This window comes from Novimethylophilus kurashikiensis (assembly GCF_003112435.1).
In the GTDB taxonomy this organism is placed as follows: Bacteria; Pseudomonadota; Gammaproteobacteria; order Burkholderiales; family Methylophilaceae; genus Novimethylophilus; species Novimethylophilus kurashikiensis.
Genome location: NZ_BDOQ01000013.1, coordinates 210,069 through 227,875 on the forward strand (window position 1 = coordinate 210,069; position 17,807 = coordinate 227,875).

At 56.9% G+C, this 17,807-nt stretch carries 17 protein-coding genes, 1 pseudogene and 1 riboswitch; of the genes and pseudogenes, 11 read left to right on the top strand and 7 right to left on the bottom strand.

Annotated elements, in window-relative coordinates; genetic code table 11:
• Positions 1 to 7 precede the first annotated feature (7 nt).
• Entirely contained in the window at positions 8 to 739 is a 732-nt protein-coding gene (locus tag NMK_RS13590) for a pseudouridine synthase (RefSeq protein ID WP_109016295.1), read from the bottom strand.
• A gap of 167 nt (positions 740 to 906) precedes the next feature.
• Between NMK_RS13590 and NMK_RS13595 the strand changes: the two genes are divergently transcribed.
• Together NMK_RS13595 and NMK_RS13600 are read left to right on the top strand one after the other, a co-directional pair.
• Positions 907 to 1,125 (top strand): hypothetical protein, encoded by a 219-nt coding sequence (locus NMK_RS13595; protein ID WP_227871495.1) that lies wholly within the window; start codon positions 907 to 909, stop codon positions 1,123 to 1,125.
• Positions 1,126 to 1,216: 91 nt separating this feature from the next.
• Positions 1,217 to 1,852 carry a class II aldolase/adducin family protein gene (locus NMK_RS13600; protein ID WP_109016296.1) on the top strand — a complete coding sequence of 212 codons (636 nt, stop codon included), beginning with the start codon at positions 1,217 to 1,219 and terminating at the stop codon, positions 1,850 to 1,852.
• 59 nt (positions 1,853 to 1,911) lie between these two features.
• Here the strand turns inward: NMK_RS13600 and NMK_RS13605 are convergent, their stop codons facing one another.
• Positions 1,912 to 2,418: a peroxiredoxin gene (locus NMK_RS13605; RefSeq protein WP_109016297.1), complete on the bottom strand. Its 507-nt coding sequence runs from the start codon at positions 2,416 to 2,418 to the stop codon at positions 1,912 to 1,914.
• Between the two features lie 292 nt (positions 2,419 to 2,710).
• On the opposite strand from NMK_RS13605, the gene NMK_RS13610 reads away from it, so the two are divergent.
• Positions 2,711 to 3,754, top strand: a complete 1,044-nt coding sequence (locus NMK_RS13610) for an extracellular solute-binding protein (protein WP_109016298.1) — start codon at positions 2,711 to 2,713, stop codon at positions 3,752 to 3,754.
• Between the two features lie 2 nt (positions 3,755 to 3,756).
• Positions 3,757 to 6,621, top strand: coding sequence for a bifunctional diguanylate cyclase/phosphodiesterase (locus NMK_RS13615; RefSeq protein ID WP_109016299.1), 2,865 nt, complete (start codon positions 3,757 to 3,759; stop codon positions 6,619 to 6,621).
• Positions 6,622 to 6,637: 16 nt separating this feature from the next.
• Here the strand turns inward: NMK_RS13615 and NMK_RS13620 are convergent, their stop codons facing one another.
• From NMK_RS13620 to NMK_RS13630, 3 genes are all read right to left on the bottom strand, one after another.
• Complete coding sequence (locus NMK_RS13620) at positions 6,638 to 7,693, bottom strand: NADP(H)-dependent aldo-keto reductase (RefSeq protein WP_109016300.1); 1,056 nt, start codon at positions 7,691 to 7,693, stop codon at positions 6,638 to 6,640.
• A gap of 13 nt (positions 7,694 to 7,706) precedes the next feature.
• On the bottom strand, positions 7,707 to 10,310 hold the full coding sequence (locus NMK_RS13625; RefSeq protein ID WP_109016301.1) for an EAL domain-containing protein: 2,604 nt from the start codon (positions 10,308 to 10,310) through the stop codon (positions 7,707 to 7,709).
• Positions 10,311 to 10,409: 99 nt separating this feature from the next.
• Entirely contained in the window at positions 10,410 to 11,327 is a 918-nt protein-coding gene (locus NMK_RS13630) for a DMT family transporter (RefSeq protein WP_109016302.1), read from the bottom strand.
• Between the two features lie 124 nt (positions 11,328 to 11,451).
• Here NMK_RS13630 and NMK_RS13635 point away from each other — a divergent pair, with 124 nt between their 5' ends.
• The 5 genes from NMK_RS13635 to NMK_RS18545 all read left to right on the top strand — a co-directional run bounded on the left by NMK_RS13635 (position 11,452) and on the right by NMK_RS18545 (position 13,555).
• Entirely contained in the window at positions 11,452 to 11,874 is a 423-nt protein-coding gene (locus NMK_RS13635) for a hypothetical protein (RefSeq protein WP_109016303.1), read from the top strand.
• A 1-nt stretch (position 11,875) separates the two neighbouring features.
• Entirely contained in the window at positions 11,876 to 12,094 is a 219-nt protein-coding gene (locus NMK_RS13640) for a hypothetical protein (protein ID WP_227871496.1), read from the top strand.
• Entirely contained in the window at positions 12,094 to 12,897 is an 804-nt protein-coding gene (locus NMK_RS13645; RefSeq protein WP_109016304.1) for a class I SAM-dependent methyltransferase, read from the top strand. Before NMK_RS13640 ends, NMK_RS13645 begins: the two co-directional genes overlap by 1 nt.
• Positions 12,898 to 12,950: 53 nt before the next feature.
• Positions 12,951 to 13,169 (top strand): RNA-binding S4 domain-containing protein, encoded by a 219-nt coding sequence (locus NMK_RS13650; RefSeq protein WP_109016305.1) that lies wholly within the window; start codon positions 12,951 to 12,953, stop codon positions 13,167 to 13,169.
• A gap of 206 nt (positions 13,170 to 13,375) precedes the next feature.
• A complete protein-coding gene (locus NMK_RS18545; protein WP_109016306.1) occupies positions 13,376 to 13,555 on the top strand; it encodes a hypothetical protein in 180 nt (59 codons plus the stop codon).
• Positions 13,556 to 13,640: 85 nt separating this feature from the next.
• Here the strand turns inward: NMK_RS18545 and arsC are convergent, their stop codons facing one another.
• On the bottom strand, positions 13,641 to 14,003 hold the full coding sequence (arsC, locus tag NMK_RS18795) for an arsenate reductase (glutaredoxin) (protein WP_306419346.1): 363 nt from the start codon (positions 14,001 to 14,003) through the stop codon (positions 13,641 to 13,643).
• Positions 13,986 to 14,846: pseudogene (ylqF, locus tag NMK_RS13660) on the bottom strand (ribosome biogenesis GTPase YlqF); the annotation flags it as partial. The pseudogene ylqF and the gene arsC, both read right to left, overlap by 18 nt.
• Positions 14,847 to 15,000: 154 nt before the next feature.
• A riboswitch (cyclic di-GMP riboswitch) is annotated at positions 15,001 to 15,084 on the top strand.
• A gap of 116 nt (positions 15,085 to 15,200) precedes the next feature.
• Here ylqF and NMK_RS13665 point away from each other — a divergent pair.
• Together NMK_RS13665 and NMK_RS13670 are read left to right on the top strand one after the other, a co-directional pair.
• Positions 15,201 to 16,805 (top strand): NAD(P)/FAD-dependent oxidoreductase, encoded by a 1,605-nt coding sequence (locus NMK_RS13665; RefSeq protein ID WP_109016308.1) that lies wholly within the window; start codon positions 15,201 to 15,203, stop codon positions 16,803 to 16,805.
• A gap of 45 nt (positions 16,806 to 16,850) precedes the next feature.
• Positions 16,851 to 17,765, top strand: a complete 915-nt coding sequence (locus NMK_RS13670) for an adenylate/guanylate cyclase domain-containing protein (RefSeq protein ID WP_109016309.1) — start codon at positions 16,851 to 16,853, stop codon at positions 17,763 to 17,765.
• Positions 17,766 to 17,807: the final 42 nt, after the last annotated feature.

The following is a 17,807-nucleotide window of genomic DNA, read 5'->3' on the forward strand; positions in this document are numbered from 1 at the left end:
GACGGGTCTAGAACCGTTCGTCTTCGCGCAAGTAACGCCATTGGCCGGGAGGCAGATGGCCGAGCATGACTTTACCGATACGGATGCGCTTCAGCCCGGTGACTTTCAACCCCACCATCTCGCACATGCGGCGAATCTGGCGCTTTTTGCCCTCGCGCAGGATAAAACGCAGTTGGTCCTTGTTTTGCCACGTCACCTTGGCGGGCTTCAGCGCCTCGCCGTCCAGCGACAAGCCATGGTTGAGCAGTGCAAGACCGCGTTCGGATAGCTGACCTTCAACCCGCACCAGGTATTCTTTGTCGATCAGAGAATCCTGGCCGATGAGCTGCTTGGCGATGCGGCCGTCCTGTGTCAGCACCAGCAAGCCCGTGGAATCGATATCCAAACGGCCGGCAGGCGCCAGGCCTTTTGCCTGCATGGGGTTGAAGCGTTGCGGCGCGGTATCTTCCTGCCAGCGGTTATCGGCAGTGAACAGCACGGCTGCCGGCTTGTAGCCTTGTTCGGCTTGACCGGACACATAGCCGACAGGTTTGTGCAGGAGGATGGTGACCCTCGATTGCTGGTTGCTTTTAGCTGCCTTGTCCAAGGTAATTTTCTGCGAAGGAAAAATCTTGGTGCCGAGTTCTGAGATGCGCTCGCCGTCGACATATACCCAGCCCCGCTCGATATAGGCGTCGGCTTCGCGGCGCGAGCACAGCCCTTGTTCTGACATGAGTTTGGATAGGCGTACTTTTTCCATGCGGCAAGCGAGTTTTCTAAAACCGCAATGATGAAGGTTTGGCCGGCCGAGGGCAAGGCGCGAAGCGGTGGAGCGGCAAGGTGCATGGCGGCAATCGATATGCTTTGCTCTATCATGCTGTTCATGCAGTCGGTGCTATCCGGCTGTAAAGGTTTAAGGAGACGCCGTTGCAACTGCAATATCAACTACTGATTGCCTATTTCATCTCACTGGGAATTTGTTCGCTCTCGACCATCTACAAGACCTCCTGCTTCAAGAACATGTTGTGCAGGCAAATACTTGGCAACATGTTCTGGAGCGTCATTCCGTTGGTGAATACGTTCAAGGCCTTGCTATGGCTGGCCTCGTTGGTGGTGGAGTATAGAAACAACAAGGTGTGTGAGTAATAGCCGAAAGACTGACGCCACTGTGGTCTGCCCAACGCACCTGTGAAGGCCAAGCTGGGTAGGATGGACCTTATTGTTCCAGGGAACGTCCATGATCACCGCCATTTGCGATGTCTTGAAAACCTGCTACGACCGAGGCTGGGTATCGACGCGAGACGGCAACGGCTCGGTGCGGCGCAAGCACGAAAACTGGATATACATCACCCCTTCAGGGGCCAAGAAGCATCGGCTGGACGCTGAAAACCTCATCAAGCTCGAATTCCAGGCCGATGGCTCGCTCGTCAAAGTGCCGCAAGAAGCGACGGGCAAGCCGAGCGGCGAGTTGGAACTGCACCGTCGGTTGCTGAGGGAAATCCCCGATACCCGCACCGTGGTCCACGCGCATCCCACCTATACCATCGCCGCCATGTATGCGGGCTTCGACCTGCAAGCCTTGTCGGAGGAATTTCCCGAAATTCACCGCTATACGAGGGTCGCTGCAAACGTCCCCAACGTACCGGCCATCAGCCGCGAATTGGCGGAAGCGACTTGCGAAGCGCTTGAACTGCAAGCCGACGGGAGTATTTCGGCCGATATCGTGGGGTTGGACCGGCATGGTGTCATTGCCGTGGCACGCGACCCGTGGGGTGCGTTCGAGCACGTCGAACGGCTGGAACATGTGTGCCAGATCGTGCTTGCCAGTGGGAAAAGACCACATGAGATTGGCTCGATCGACGAGGACAAATGAAGTAGAGAAACGAGGAAGGCGCGACCCGCGAGGTAGGGCCGCGCCCGGATGAAGCAGGCTTACAGCTTGGCGAGGATGGTTTCTGCGTTGGAAACCTCGAACTTCCCGGAGGCTTCGACGGCGACGTATTGCACCGTGCCGTTGTTTACGATCATGCCGTAACGGTAGCTGCGTACACCCATGCCGTTGGCGGTGAGGTCGCGTTCGAGACCGAGTTTCTTGATGTATTCGGCGCTGCCGTCGCCCAGCATGCGTACCTTGCCGGTCGCACCTTGGTCGCGGCCCCAGGCGGCCATGACGTAAGCGTCGTTGGCGGCAATGCACCAGATTTCGTCGACTCCCTTGGCCTTGAGTTGGTCGTAATGATCGACGAAGCCGGGGAGGTGGCGTTGTGAACAAGTAGGTGTGAATGCGCCGGGTACGCCGAAAATGGCAATCTTCTTGCCCTGAGCGGCTTCGACGACGTTGACGGGTTGAGGATTGAGCGGGCAGCCGACGGCGGGATCGAATTCGTTGGCTTCCATCAGCGTGCCTTCGGGGAGTTTTTCTCCGACTTGGATGGTCATGGGCATCTCCTGAATGATGTTGTTGGGGTGAGCGGAGCTGTTGAGCATTGCACAAGCCCAAGATCGTGTCAAAAATAGAATAGATTAAACCTCTTATATTTCATGGTCTTGTCGCGGTTTTTATGAATTTCCACCGGGCATTGGCCATCGGTACGACTTGACGCCGAACGCCGGCCGTCTAATCATTCGGCATAAGCTCGTCTGATGACAAAAAAACCAATTAGAACCAGTCACTGACCCTCCCATCGCCCAACTAACAATTGCGGGGGTTTCTATTTTTTTTCAGCAGGGAATGGTCAAATCGCTGACCTTACTCATTCAATGCACTGCGGCGATCCTGCTCGGCCTGGCCGCAGGCTCGGCTGTTGGTGCAGAAACGCTGCGGGTTGCAACCTGGGACGGCTATGCCGATGCCGATCTCGTGGCCGAGTTCCAGCGCCGATTTCGCGTCAAGGTCGAGGTAACGATTGTCAATTCGGATGATGACCTGTGGGAGAAAATCAATCGTCACGATGGCCGCGACTACGATGTTTTTGCCGTCAATACGGCGGAGCTTCAGCGGTACATCGATGCCGGCCTCAGCGTGCCGTTGGACTTGGGAGCGATCCCCAATCATGCCCGGCAATTGCCGCGTTTTCGCGATCTCAACAATATTCCGGGATTGATACGCGAGAACAAGGCCTATGCCGTTCCTTACGCCTATTCCGAGATGGGCCTCATCTATAACCGCAAGGAAGTAAAACGTATCCCCGACTCCATGGCCGAAATGTGGAATCCGGAGTATCGGGGAAAAGTGCTGGCCTTTAACACCAGCAATCATAATTTTTCCATCGCGGGATTATTGATGGGCATCGATAACCCGTTTCACATGAGCGAAATGGAGTTGTCCCAGGCTGCGAAGCGCCTGGTGGCTTTACGCCGAAATGTGCTGACTTTCTACAGCACGCCTGAAGAGGCGGTCAAACTGTATAACCGCAATCATATCGCGCTGGTGTTCGCCAATTACGGCACCCAGCAGGTGAAGGCACTGCAGGAGGCCGGAGCCGATATCGGGTATGTCATCCCTCGCGAAGGCGCCATGGCGTGGCTTGATTGCTGGACTATTACTCGCGGCGCCCGCAATACTAAGTTGGCGCAAACCTGGATCAATTTCATGCTGGAGCCGCACGTCAGCGAACGCTTGACCCGCGTTCATGGTCTCGCCAATACCGTCACGCCTTATCCTTCCACCCGGCCCGAGGACAAGATTATCTGGCTCGAACCGATCGGCCATCCTAAAACACGCAAGGATCTATGGGATCGCATCATGTCCGGTGAAGGGCCGGACAGATTCTAGCCATGCGACTGAGTATCGGACTGAAACTCGGCTTCTGGCTGGCGATCCTGGGATTAATGTCGACGGCGCTGACCGGCTACTACGTGTATTACCAGGGGCGCCATTTGCTGATCGAGTCCTCGCAGGAAAAGCTGCTGACCTCGACGCGGGTGCAAGCGCATCGCTTCACGGACTTACTTGCCAGTATTTCCAGCGACGTTCGCTTGATCGGCGCCTTGCCGGTCGTGGAGAAAATGGCGCGGGACCATGGGGAAGGCCTGTTTGCCAGCGCGCAAAAAGCCGAACTGGCGGAACTCTTCACCGGTTTGATGCAAACCCATCCCGTGTATTCCCAGATTCGATTGATCAAGGCAGCGGATTACGGCAAGGAAATGGTGCGGGTCGACCGCGACCAAGGCGGTATCAAGATCGTTGCCGATCGCGACCTGCGTGAGAAAAGCCATTTTGCCTATGTCTTCGAAACCTTGCGCCTGCCTGCCGGCACCCTCTATACCTCGGATATCAACCTTAACCTGGAGCAAGGTTCGCACGAGGGGTACGGCAAACCCACATTACGCATTGCCATGCCGGTCTACGCGCCGGACGGCAAGATATTCGGGCTGGTGGTCGTGAATATCGCCTTGCAGGAGATGTTCGACATGATCCGCGGAGATTTGCCCGATCAAGTCAATATCCTGCTGACCAACGACCAGGGCGACTACCTTATCCACCCCGATGCCGCTAAAACCTTCGGATTCGATTTGGGGCAACGATTCCAGATTCAGGACGATGCGCCAGAGACAGCGGCGCTTTATGCCACATCCAACGACCATGCAGTCATTCAGACCAAGGCTGCATTGGTTGGAAAACCCGCGTTGGCGGCATTCGTGAAAGTCCCTTACGGAAGTCCCGCCGAGCATCGCTTCGTGCTGCTGGGGCTTTATACGCCGATCGCAAGCGTGCTCCAGCAAACCCATGCGCTGGGGCTCAACGTGGTGCAGATGACGGCCGCATTCGCTTTTGCCGCCATGTTGATCTCGCTTCTGCTAGCGAGAATCCTGGCTAAACCGCTCAACCTGATGGAAAAATCGATCAGCAATTTTGCTATCGGCAAGCCTCTGGCTGAGTTGCCGGTGGACCGCGACGACGAAATCGGCTCGCTGGCGCGCGGTTTCCAATCCATGACCCACAAGCTCAACCAGCAGGTGGTCGAACTTTGGGCGAGCGAGGAACAACTGCGTGCCATGTTCCAGCTCTCTCCGCTGGGGATGGCACGCAATGCCATGGATGGACGCTACATGGAGGTTAACAAGGCATTGCTGGACATGCTGGGCTACACGATGGAGGAGTTGAACAGGCTGAGCTATTGGGATCTGACACCGCCAGAATATGCCGAGCAGGAAGCATTGCAACTGGAAGCCTTGCACCGGAGCGGACGCTACGGCCCCTACGAGAAGGAATACGTCCGCCACGACGGATTGCGCATTCCCATCCGTCTTAACGGTGTGCTGATTGTGGGGAGCGACGGGGAAAAATACATCTGGTCCATCATCGAGGACATTACCCAACGCCGAGAGTCGGAAGAATTGATCTGGAAACAGGCCAATTTCGATCCGCTCACCGGCTTGCCTAATCGACGCATGTTCCATGACCGGCTGGAGCAGGAGCTCAAAAAATCTCATCGCAGTAGCACTCGCATGGCGCTGATGTTTCTAGACCTCGACCACTTCAAGGAAGTCAACGACACTTTGGGCCATGCCATGGGCGATGTTCTCCTGAAGGAGTCGGCAGAACGGCTGGTGCATTGCGTGCGCGAATCCGACACCGTGGCGCGACTTGGCGGCGACGAATTCACTGTCATTCTGAGTGAACTCGACGATGCAGAAGCCGTGGAGCGTGTTGCCCAGAACATGCTGCGACGCCTCTCGGAGCCGTATCTGCTGGGCGACGAGATGGCGTATGTGTCGGTCAGTATCGGGGTGACGCTGTATCCCGAGGATGCCGGGGATATCGAGACGCTGCTCAAGAATGCCGACCAGGCCATGTACGCCGCCAAGCGGCTGGGCCGCAACCGTTGCAGCTATTTCACGCCATCGATGCAGGAAGCCGCCCAGGCCCGCATGCGGCTCGCTGTCGACCTGCGGGCGGCGCTGGCCCAGCAGCAGTTCCGCGTGCTGTATCAGCCTATCGTCGACCTGGCGACGGGTGATGTGCACAAGGCTGAGGCGCTGTTGCGCTGGGAGCATCCGACGCTGGGGTTGGTCAGCCCGGAAAAATTCATCCCGCTGGCGGAAGAAACCGGCATGATCGGCGAGATCGGGCATTGGGTATTCAGGCAGGCAGCGAATCAGGTGCAGCATTGGCGCAAATTCCGCGAGGATTTCCAGATCAGCGTCAATAAATCGCCGGCACAGTTTATGAGCGAGGACCGCGTGCACGATACGTGGTTCGACTACCTGCGCGAACTCCAGTTGGAAGGTAACAGCGTGGTGGTGGAAATTACCGAGGGCTTGTTGCTGGATGCGAGTCCTGCGATTACCAACAAGCTGCTAGGCTTCCGCGATGCGGGCATGCAGGTAGCCATCGACGATTTCGGCACCGGCTACTCGTCGCTCGCCTATCTCAAGAAGTTCGACATCGATTATCTCAAGATCGATCGTGCCTTCATCCGCAACCTGGCCCCCAATTCCGACGATATGGCGTTGTGTGAAGCCATTATCGTCATGGCGCACAAGCTGGGGATCCAGGTGATTGCAGAAGGTATCGAGACCGAGGCCCAACGTGACTTGCTGGCTGCGGCAGGCTGCGATTACGGCCAGGGTTACTTGTTCTCGCGGCCGATCGCCGCAGAGGCGTTCGAGCAGCTGTTCGCAAGTACGACCGCTTGATCCGGCTGTTGGGGTATTACGGCGCCGGGTTCATGTAGCGGAGATGCAGCGCCTCGATCTCGCACAGCAGGTCTTCCGATAGCGGTTTGTTCCACGCGCCGATGTTTTCCTCGAGTTGCTGCAGGCTGGTGGCGCCGACAATGGTGCTGGCGACGAACCAGCGGCGATAGACGAACGACAAGGCCATTTCTGCAGGGCTCAGGCCGTGCCGGTGGGCGAGGGCAGCATAGGCCTGGGTTGCCGGCAGCACGTTGGGCTTCTCGTAACGTTGGGCAAATCCCTTGAACTCCGTGACACGCCCGGCAGCTTGCGGGTTGGTTGCATATTTGCCTGACAGATGCCCGAACGCGAGCGGCGAATAGGCCATCAGGCCGAGTTTCTCGCGGTAAACGATTTCGGCCATACCGAACTCGAAGCCGCGGTTGATGAGGTTGTAGCAATTCTGAATGCTGACGATGCGGGGCAGCTTGTATTCCTCGGCCAGCTTGAGGAACTGCATGATGCCCCAGGGTTGCTCGTTGGACACCCCGATATAACGAATCTTGCCTTCCGCCACCAGCTCCGCCAGCGCCTCCAACTGCTCGCGGATCGGTACCCAGTGTTTTTCCTCGCCGTTTTCGAATTCCTGCGTCGGATCAAACTGGTACTGCCCGAACATCGGCACGTTGCGTTCCGGCCAATGCAGTTGGTAAAGGTCTACGTAATCGGTTTGCAGGCGTTGCAGCGAGCCTTCCAGCGCCTCGCGGATATTGGTGCGGTCGAGTGATGCCGGCCCGTTGCGAATCCAGCGCATATTGCGGCGCGGGCCGGCCACCTTGGTGGCGACGACGACCTGATCGCGCGGATTTTTTTTGAGCCAAGTACCCACGATGGATTCTGTACGCGTCACCGTTTCGGCACGCGGCGGCACGGGATACATTTCCGCTGTATCGATGAAATTGATGCCTTGGGTGAAAGCGTAATCCAACTGCTGGTGCGCTTCGGCCTCGGTGTTTTGCTGGCCGAAAGTCATCGTGCCCAGACTGAGGGCCGAGACGTTGAGATCGCTATGGCCGAGGCGGCGGTAATCCATGATGTCCTTTCGGTTAAGTCAGCGGTTTCCAGTCCGCCAAATGTCGTGCAAAATCGTCGGCCAGCATGGGGTGGCCCAGGAAATAGCCTTGCACCTCGTCGCAGGACTGACGGCGCAGGGCGTCCAATTGCTGGGAATTTTCCACGCCTTCGGCGATGGTGCGCAATTTAAGACTCTTCGCCATCTGGATGACGGCTTGCACAATGGCGGCATCGTCCGGGTCATCGTTGAGGTCGCGCACGAAGGATTGGTCGATCTTCAGCTTGTCGACATTGAGGCGGTGCAAATACATCAGGCTGGAGTAGCCGGTACCGAAATCGTCGATGGAAAGTTTCACGCCTATCGATTTCAGGCGATCCACCGTCGCCAGCACGTTGTCCGTATCCTGGATCAGGATGGATTCGGTAAGTTCGAGTTCCAGCAGCGGCGCCGGTATGCGATGGGCGAACAAAGCGTTTTCAACGGTTTCCACCAGGTTGCCGCGCTTGAACTGGATGGCGGACAGATTGACCGCCATGGTCAGCTGGGGCAATCCGGCCTCATACCAGGCCGCAGCTTGGCGGCAAGCCTCCTGGATCACCCATTCGCCGATGGGTACGATCAGTCCGCTGTTTTCGGCGATACCGATAAAACGGTTAGGCGGTACAAGTCCCAGATCCGGATGTTTCCAGCGTAGAAGCGCTTCTGTGCCCATAATGCGACCGGTTTCAAGGTCTACCTGCGGCTGGTAGTGCAGTACGAATTCCTGCCGCTCCAGCGCCCGTGCCAGGCCGCTGCGCAACATGAGCGTCTGTGTGGCATCCGCGTTCATTTGACTCGTGAAGAAATTAAATGCGTTACGACCCGATTCCTTGGCGTGATACATCGCCGTGTCGGCTTTTTTCAGCAAGGTGTCGAAATCTTCCCCATCGGTGGGGTACATGCCGATCCCGATGGAAAGCGAGATGGAGAGCTCATGATGTTCGAGCCGGATCGGTTGTGACAGACGCTCGAGCATCTTCGCGGCCACGTTGGCGGCGTCGTCGGCACTGTGCTGGTCGGTAAGCAGCACCAGGAATTCGTCACCGCCCTGGCGGCTAATGGTATCGGTATCGCGCACGCAGCCGCGCAGGATCTTGACCACGGCACATAGCAGTTCGTCGCCGACGGCATGACCCAGCGAATCGTTGATGTTCTTGAAGTGGTCCAAATCCAGTACTAGCAGCGCGACGCCCAGGTCGGAGCGGTTCGCATGAGCCACCGCCATGTCGTAATGCTCGCGGATCAGCAGTCGGTTGGGGAGTCCGGTCAGGGGGTCGTGATAAGCGAGAAACTGGATGCGCTGTTCCGAAGCCTTTTGTTCGCTGATATCGGTGAGGGTCCCGATGAAACCGGAAAAACGACCGTCGCCGTCGTCCATCGGCCTGGCTTGCATCAATACCCATAGCGCGCTGCCGCCGATGCGTTCGAAGCGGAGTTCGCGCTGGAACACCTGCCGCAGGCTCAGGCTTGCACCCCAGGCCGCGCAACTTTCGTCGCGATCTTCCGGGTGCAGCAAGTGCTGCCAATGGTTGCCGCGCAATTGTTCGAAGCGTGCGCCCAGCATGCGCAAGCCACGCTCGTTCATAAATACGAACAGTCCCTGCGCATCGGTTTCGAATACGCCGACCGGGCTGGTCCCTACCAGTGCCTGATAATGCTGCTCGCTGGATTTGAGCGCTTGCAGCGCCGACTCGAGCTCGCCTGTCCTCAAGGCGACTCGTCGTCTCAAGGTACGGTTCCATAGCAGCATGGCAAACGATAGCAAGGCTGCGGTCGCCATGGCGTAGAGGACATAAGGTGCGATCACTGCAGCAGGGCGAGCCAGGGGACTGCCCATCCATTTTTTCTCGATAGCGTCGATTTCAGTTTGGGGCACCTGTTCGAAACCACGGTTCACTGCCTTGAAAGCGCTTTCGCTGCCTTTGAAGACCGCCCAATGCAGTTGCCCCTTGTAAAGCGGCTTGGAGTAGCGGAAGTGCGTTTCTGCATCGCGTTTGGTCAGGAAGTAATTGGCGAGCGGTTTGTCGATGCACATGACGCGGATGTCATTGCGTACAGCAGCATCAACCAGTTCGCCGAAGCTTGGGTAATCGTGGGTGCTAAATATGCCGTGGGCGTGCAGCCAATCTTCGCAGGCATCTCCGGCTTTTACGCCGACCGTAAAGCCGTGCAGATTTTCTGCACCCGTAATGCCGCTGATGCTTTGATGGAAAAAGATCGGTACGTCGATGTCGGCGTACGGACGTGAGTAGGTGTACAACGACTCGCGCTCGGGCGTCTCGAAAATGGTGTCGATGACATCGGCTTGGCCCGTATTCATGTAGGCCAGGGCTTTGGCCCAGTCGGTTGCTACAACACGCACTTCTATTCCGTTGTGCGCCGCCCATGCATCCCAGATTTCCTTGCGGATGCCCTGCAGACGGCCTTGGTCGTCCCGGAAGCTGTAAGGCGGATAGTTATCGTCCATGACCACGGTGAGCCATGGATGCTTGAAAACGGCTTCTGCACTGGATGCCGGGCCTGTCGCAAGCAGCAGTAATACAGGAACAGCGCGGAGGCAGCAGGCGATGGTATGTTTAATTATTCTAATAATCATGAACCTGCAATCGGAAAAAGAGGTATCGCTCCTCTATATTTTATGAGGGAAGCAGAAGTTTGAGAATCATTGATTTGTAACGGTTGGGTGCTGAGGTCTTCAGTGCTTTTGCAGGCTGGTTGCCAGGACCCCCGCCATCACCAGCGCCGTGCCAAGGATTTGCAGCGGCGTAATCATTTCTCCCAGGAAGAAATATGCCAGCACGATGGTGGAAACCGGACCGATGGTGCCGACCAGCGAGGCACGGGTGCTGCCGATACGATGGATCCCAGCGCTTAGCAGGATAGCCGGCAGGAAGGTCGCCACGATCGCCATCAACAAGCCCAGCCCGTAAACCGGCGCCGGCAGGTGCAGCACGCTGGAGACGGGATGCGTGAGTATCAAGTGGGTTGCGGCAGAGACGCTGGCGACCAGCATGCTGGCTGCTGCGAAACTGGCCGAACCGATCCGCGGAATCACGCGTCCGCTAAATACGATGTAGCTGGCGTAGGTCAGTGCACTCATCAACACCAACCCCGCGCCAGCCAAGGTGAGTGCCGCGCCGGATTTCAATACTGCCATGTCGTGCCCCACGGCCAATGCGACGCCGGCATAGCTCGCGACCAGGGAAAAAATCTCGCGCCGACCGATATGCTGGTGGTAGCGAACGGCGCCGATCAACAGCACCATGGTCGGATAAAGGTAGAGCAATACGCGCTCCAGGCCCGCTGTCACATAAACCAACCCGGCGAAATCGAACCACATGGGCGCATAGCCGCCCAATACGCCGAAAAACAGCAGCAGGCCGGTATCGCGGCGACTGATGGGCTTGGCATCCGGCCGCGAGCGAGCCCAGATCCACAGCCCCATGAACAACGGTGCCGCAAACGCCATACGCAGCGCCAGCATGACCTCGGGATCTGGAACATAAGCGTAGGCCAACTTGACGATGACGGCCTTGGACGAAAATCCAATGGCCGAGATGAACACCATGAGCGCGCCGAGCAGCGCATGCCGATGCGGCAGGTGCATCGTCATGAGACGATCCTGGAAAGGGTCGGTAGGCGGGAGGGCGTCGGCATTGGTCGAGGACTCTACTGTAGGGCGAAGCCGAGCGTCAATAGACGGTATAATTCTCGCTTTAATCTTGTCTGGAATAACAATGAAGAAGTTCGCATTTTTTGCTGCTGTTCTGGCAGCGAGCCTGTCTGCACAGGCGCAACCAGCTTTCACCGGCACCGATTACAGCGGTGTCTACGATTGCACCGGCAACGACGCGCATGAGGGCAAGTACACGGGTACCGTCACGCTGAAGCTCAACAAAACCCAAAGCACGGGCAAATACGGCGCATACGACTTCAAGCTGGAAGTGCCGGGTTTTGGCGTGTATCCGGGCGAAGCCGCCGCCGAGGGCGACAAACTGGCTATCCACTTCGGTCTCAACCAACCTAATTCTCAGGACCACGGCACCGGCATCGCCACTATCAAGAAGAACAAGCAAGGCAAGCTGGCCTTTACCAAGTACTACTACGAGCCGGAGTACAAGGGCGGCAACTACGGCACCGAAGCGTGCGTGAAGAAGTAACATGGACATGCCGAGCCCAGCCAATCTGTTCGGCATGCTGGTATTCGGCATTGTCGGGCTCGCCGCATTCCGCTACGGCAAAAAGCGGCATAGCGGCTTGCCCATGATCATCGGGACACTCTTGATGGTCTACCCTTATTTCGTTTCGACCACTGTGTTGATGTACCTCGTCGGCCTGGCCTTGTGCGCCGGGCTGTATTTTTTGCGGGACCGTTTTTGATGCACGACATACGCCCCGGGCAATCCATCGAACTGCTTAAGGAGCTCCATATCCTGACGCGCGACGGCAAGCTCAACCAGGACAGCCGCCGCAAGCTCAAGCAGATTTACCACCTGTACCAGTTCATCGAGCCGCTGCTCCAGGATTTGGGGCAAGACATTGCGCTGGTGGACCATGGTGCAGGCAAGTCGTACCTGGGCTTTATCCTCTACGACCTGTTTTTCAAGGAACGCCAGGATCAGTCCCATATTTACGGGATCGAAACACGTGAGGAACTGGTGCAGAAGTCTCTCGAACTGGCGCAGCAGCTCGGTTTCGAGCGCATGAGCTTTCTGCATCTCTCGGTGGCGGACTCCATCGTCTCCAAGGCATTGCCGGATCAAGTCGATATCGTCACCGCGCTGCACGCTTGCAATACGGCGACCGACGACGCCATCCGATTTGCGCTGGAAAAGCACGCCAAATACGTCGTGTTGGTGCCGTGCTGCCAGGCGGAGATCGCCGCCGTGCTGCGCAAGAACAAGGGACGGGCGCTCAAGAGCCCGCTCACCGAAATCTGGCGGCATCCCATGCACACGCGGGAGTTCGGCAGTCACCTCACGAATGTGCTGCGCTGCTTGCAACTCGAAGCCCATGGCTATCAGGTCACGGTCACTGAATTGGTCGGCTGGGAACATTCGATGAAGAACGAGCTCATCATTGCCCGCAAGCACCAACAGTCCAATGTCGCTGCAGCGGCGCGTCTGAACGAGATTCTGGAAACCTTGGGGCTAGAAGAAATGGCCGAGCGTTTTTATTGTTGAATCGACTGGCGTCGCCAGCGATCTAAAGGCAGGCCTCGCGCCTGAAAATTTTCATGCAAACCATCGATTTTGAACTCAACGGCGAATTCGTCGAGTTGAACCAACTGCTCAAGCTGGCGGGGCTTTGCGACAGCGGCGGAGCAGGCAAGCAGATTGTCGCCAGCGGTGACGTGACCGTGGATGGACAACAGGAGTTGCGCAAGACGGCTAAGATCCGCGCAGGGCAAGTGGTTCGCCTCGGTGATGCGGAAATTCGCGTCAAGGCAGCATGACGACAAAACTCCTGTACGCTACCCAGTTGCAATTCCAGATTAAATTACTAAACTATTAATCGTTGGTACGGCCGCACCAATAAAAATCTTTGGCGTCTTGTTTTGATGCCCTGGTGTCACCGGGGTGTCGATGGGATGACATTGGGCCAGTTCAACATGCGTGGATAAATATTCCAATTTCTGGACTTGATGTTTGGAGGTGTGTAATGGATAAGTACAGCAGCATGATGAATTCCCGGAAACTCAACAGAGTTAACACGTCGGCGCTGGTCAAGACGGCTGGTCTATCCGAGGAATCCAGTCGGCCCGCAGGAGATGCGCGCGTCTCCATGCAGGACCGCAGGAAAATGTCGGACAGACGGCGCGCCAGCAGCATGACCGTTTGATGTGAACTCAAGGTTGGTAATAAAAAAGGCCCGGAAAGATTTCCGGGCCTTTTTTAATTTGAGCGAGGATGAATGGAATGCTGGGTTAAAGCAGTTCCAGGATTTTCTCCGGCGGACGCCCGATGACGGCCTTGTCGCCTACTACCACGATAGGGCGTTCGATTAGCACCGGGTGGGCGATCAGCGCATCCAGCCAGGCCTCGTCGTCCAGATTTTTTTCGGCATATTCTTGCCGGTAGATTTCCTCGCTATGCCGCACGATGTCGACCGGCTTCATGTCGAGTTTCGTCAATAGCGCGCGTAGTTCTTCCTTGGTGGGTGGTTGCTTGAGGTATTCCACTACCTCGGGCTTGATGCCTTTTTCTGCCAGCAGGTCGCAAGCGCCGCGGCTCTTGGAGCAGCGCGGGTTGTGATAGATGCGGACTTGCATGGCAGCTGCAGCTAGCATGGCAATGCGCGATTCCGGCGATTCCAGGCTGATGCGGCCCAGTACGCCAGTGCGGTAATCGACCAGTAGCATGAGCGCGGCTTTTTCGAAATCGACTGCGCCGCCTTTCAAGCGGTAGCCGCGCCGTTGTGCGATGGCTTCGATAAGTGCAGTGCCGTCCAGGCCTTCCAGGTCAACCTTGTAGCGTTCAATAAGCAGGTTGGGATAACGCTGGATGAGCAAGTCGGCGAGATAGACCGCGACTTCTTCCTCGATCACGGCATTGGTGCCGATGGCGTGGCTGGCGGCCAGCATATAGCCGTCGCTTTCGTGTGCGATCTTGGGCCACATCATCCCTGGGGTATCGGTCAGGGACATTTGCGCGTTGAGGTCGTAGCGCTGCTGGTGCTTGGTCACGGCCGGCTCGTCGCCGACCTTAGCTACGCGGCGATTGAGCAGGGCGTTGATGAGCGTGGATTTGCCGACGTTGGGAATGCCCATGATCATCATGCGCAGCGGCTTCAAATTGGTTCCGCGATGCGGGGCCAGGCTGCGGCACAGTTCGGGAATCTTGGCAGCCTCACCGGGCTTCTTGCAGGAGAGCGCCACGGCCTTTACATTCGGCAGGCGGTTGAAGTAATCGAGCCAGGCCTGGGTCACCGCCGGGTCGGCGATATCGGCTTTGTTGAGGACCTTTAGGCATGGACGCTGACGTTGCAGGCGCAATTCGTTCAGCATGGGGTTGTGGCTAGCCTCTGGCAGGCGGGCATCCAGTACTTCGATCACGACATCGGTGGTCTCCATGTTTTCCGCTGCTTTTTTGCGAGCGGAGTTCATGTGACCGGGGAACCATTGAATGGCCATGGGTTTTACTTGCTAATCAAAAGCTTATTTTAGCAGATCGGACATTTATTCGGGCTGCATAACAAGGCGGCGAGAGACCGAAGAAACCGGAAAGTGCCAGGGGATGATTGCCTAATCTCTGGATTTTTCAGGGAAAATCCTCTATTCTATTGAGTAAGAACAAAGGCAAACTTGCTGAAAGGCAAGGGCGCAAAATTACCGGCCTAAAGGCAGTGCCAAAGGTAGCGGGGTTGCGGTTCATCATGTCTCTATCCGCCTCTTTCCCTTTCCCTATAGCGCTTCACCTGCGGGTCTGTCAGCAAAGCCCCTTCTATCCGGCTTGCTGTTGCTACGGAATAACTTACATAAAACGCGATGTTACGCATCACAGAAATCAAGCTCCCCCTCGATCATCCTGAGAGTGCCTTGAAGGCCGAAATAATCCGCCGCCTCGGCATTGCTTCGGACGATCTCGTACATTATTCAGTGTTTCGGCGCAGCCACGACGCTCGCAAGCATGATGCCATCGTGTTCATCTACAGCGTCGACGTCGAGGTAAAAAACGAGGCGGCGCTGCTGCAGAAATTCAAGAAAAACAATCATATCGGCCTGGCACCGGATATGAGCTATCAGTTCGTCGCAAAGGCCCCTGCCACACTCAAGGAACGTCCCGTCGTGATCGGCCTCGGGCCATGCGGGATGTTTGCGGGACTTATCCTGGCGCAGATGGGCTTCCGGCCCATCATCCTGGAGCGCGGCAAGGCAGTGCGTGAGCGCACCAAGGATACCTGGGGGCTTTGGCGCAAGCACAAGCTTAATCCTGAATCCAATGTCCAGTTCGGCGAGGGCGGGGCGGGAACGTTCTCCGATGGCAAGCTCTACAGCCAGATCAAGGATCCGAAATACCTCGGCCGCAAGGTGCTGACCGAGTTCGTCAAGGCTGGCGCACCGCCGGAAATCCTGTACGTCGGACGTCCCCACATCGGTACGTTTCGCCTAGTTGGGATGGTGGAGCAGATTCGTGCTTCCATCGAGGCCTTGGGCGGCGAAATCCGCTTTCAGTCGCGTGTGGACGATATTGATATCGAAAACGGCAAGGTGCGTGGGGTGAAGCTCGCCAGCGGCGAATATCTCGAAACCGGCCATGTGGTGCTGGCCCTAGGCCACAGCGCTCGCGACACTTTCCAGATGCTCTACGACCGCGGGGTGTATATTGAAGCCAAGCCGTTCTCCATCGGTTTCCGCATCGAGCATCCGCAGACCATGATCGACCGCTGCCGGCTCGGCCCCAACGCGGGCAATCCCGTCCTCGGCGCAGCGGACTACAAGCTGGTGCACCATTGTTCCAACGGGCGTTCCGTCTACAGTTTCTGCATGTGCCCCGGCGGCACGGTGGTAGCGGCGACTTCCGAGCCCAACCGCGTAGTGACCAACGGCATGAGCCAGTATTCGCGCAACGAACGCAACGCCAATAGCGGCATTGTGGTGGGAATATCGCCGGAGCAGGACTATCCCGGCCATCCCCTGGCCGGCATCGAGTTCCAGCGTCGATGGGAGTCGCGTGCGTTCGAACTGGGCGGCGGTACCTATGAGGCGCCGGGGCAACTGGTGGGCGATTTTCTCGCAGGGCGGCCTTCGACCAAACTGGGCGAAGTCGTGCCGTCCTATACGCCGGGCGTGCATTTGACCGACTTGGCGACCGCATTGCCGGACTATGCCATCGAGGCTATTCGTGAAGCCCTGCCTGCGTTCGACAAGCAGATCAAGGGGTTTGCTCGCGAAGATGCAGTGCTGACTGGCGTCGAGACGAGGACTTCTTCGCCTATCCGCATCAAGCGGCACGACGACACGCTGCAAAGTCTCAACGTGCAGGGGCTATATCCGGCAGGCGAGGGCGCTGGGTATGCTGGCGGTATTCTGTCCGCCGCGGTGGACGGTATTAAAGTGGCCGAAGCCGTGGCTTTGGACATGACGCGTTAATTGCAAGCGGCATCACAAACAATAATTCGCAGAAGAACTACAACCATGAGCGAAAGACTGAACAAAACCTCTATTTGCTGCATCGTTTTCCTCGATATCGTTGCTTATTCGCAGAAAGCCGATTCCGAGCAGCTCGCCTACAAAAACCGTTTCAATCAGTTGCTCGCCGATGCCGTTAAAGACATCGCGCAGAACGACCGCATCATTCTCGATACCGGCGACGGTGCTGCGATCGCCATGATGGGTTCCCCGGAAGATGCCGTATTCGTCTCCATGACGATCCGCGACGGTATTCTCCAGGGCAACCGAGAGCACCCTGAAGCTCCGCTTTTCGTTCGTATCGGCATCAATCTCGGACCGGTGCGTGTGGTCAAGGACATCAATGGTCAGATGAGCATCATCGGCGATGGCATCAATGTTGCCCAGCGCATCATGAGTTTTGCCGAACCCAACCATATCCTGGTTTCTCGATCCTATTATGAAATCGTCTCGCGCCTGAGCGATGAGCTTACGCAAATATTCACCTATTCCGGTATCAAGCACGACAAGCATGTGCGCGAGCACGAGGTGTATGCGATTCGGCAGTCCGGCGATGCCCCGGTGGGCGATTCCGCTTGGGCGGAAGATCAGCCTAATGCCCATTCAAGGGCTGCTACTGGCTTGTCTAACGGCGTAAAAATCGCCATTTTCGCCAGCCTTCTGCTTGGGTTGGTGGCGATAGGGTTCGGTTTTTCTCGAGTAAAAACGACCGCAGTAGAACCTGTTGAAGCCGCAGGTAAGCCTACTCAGGCCGCCGAAAAACCCACTCAAGCAACCACCGTCACATCTGAACGCGAACCCAAAAAAGCCGAATCGCATCAGAACGCTTTCAAGAAGTTTTTCCAGCGTCAAACGACTACGCGTCCATCGAAGGAAAGTAGTGAATGCACTCCGGCGATGCGCAGCCTCAACCAGTGTTAATGAACCGAGGGCTGGGGAGCGCGTGATAAAATTGCGCCGCTT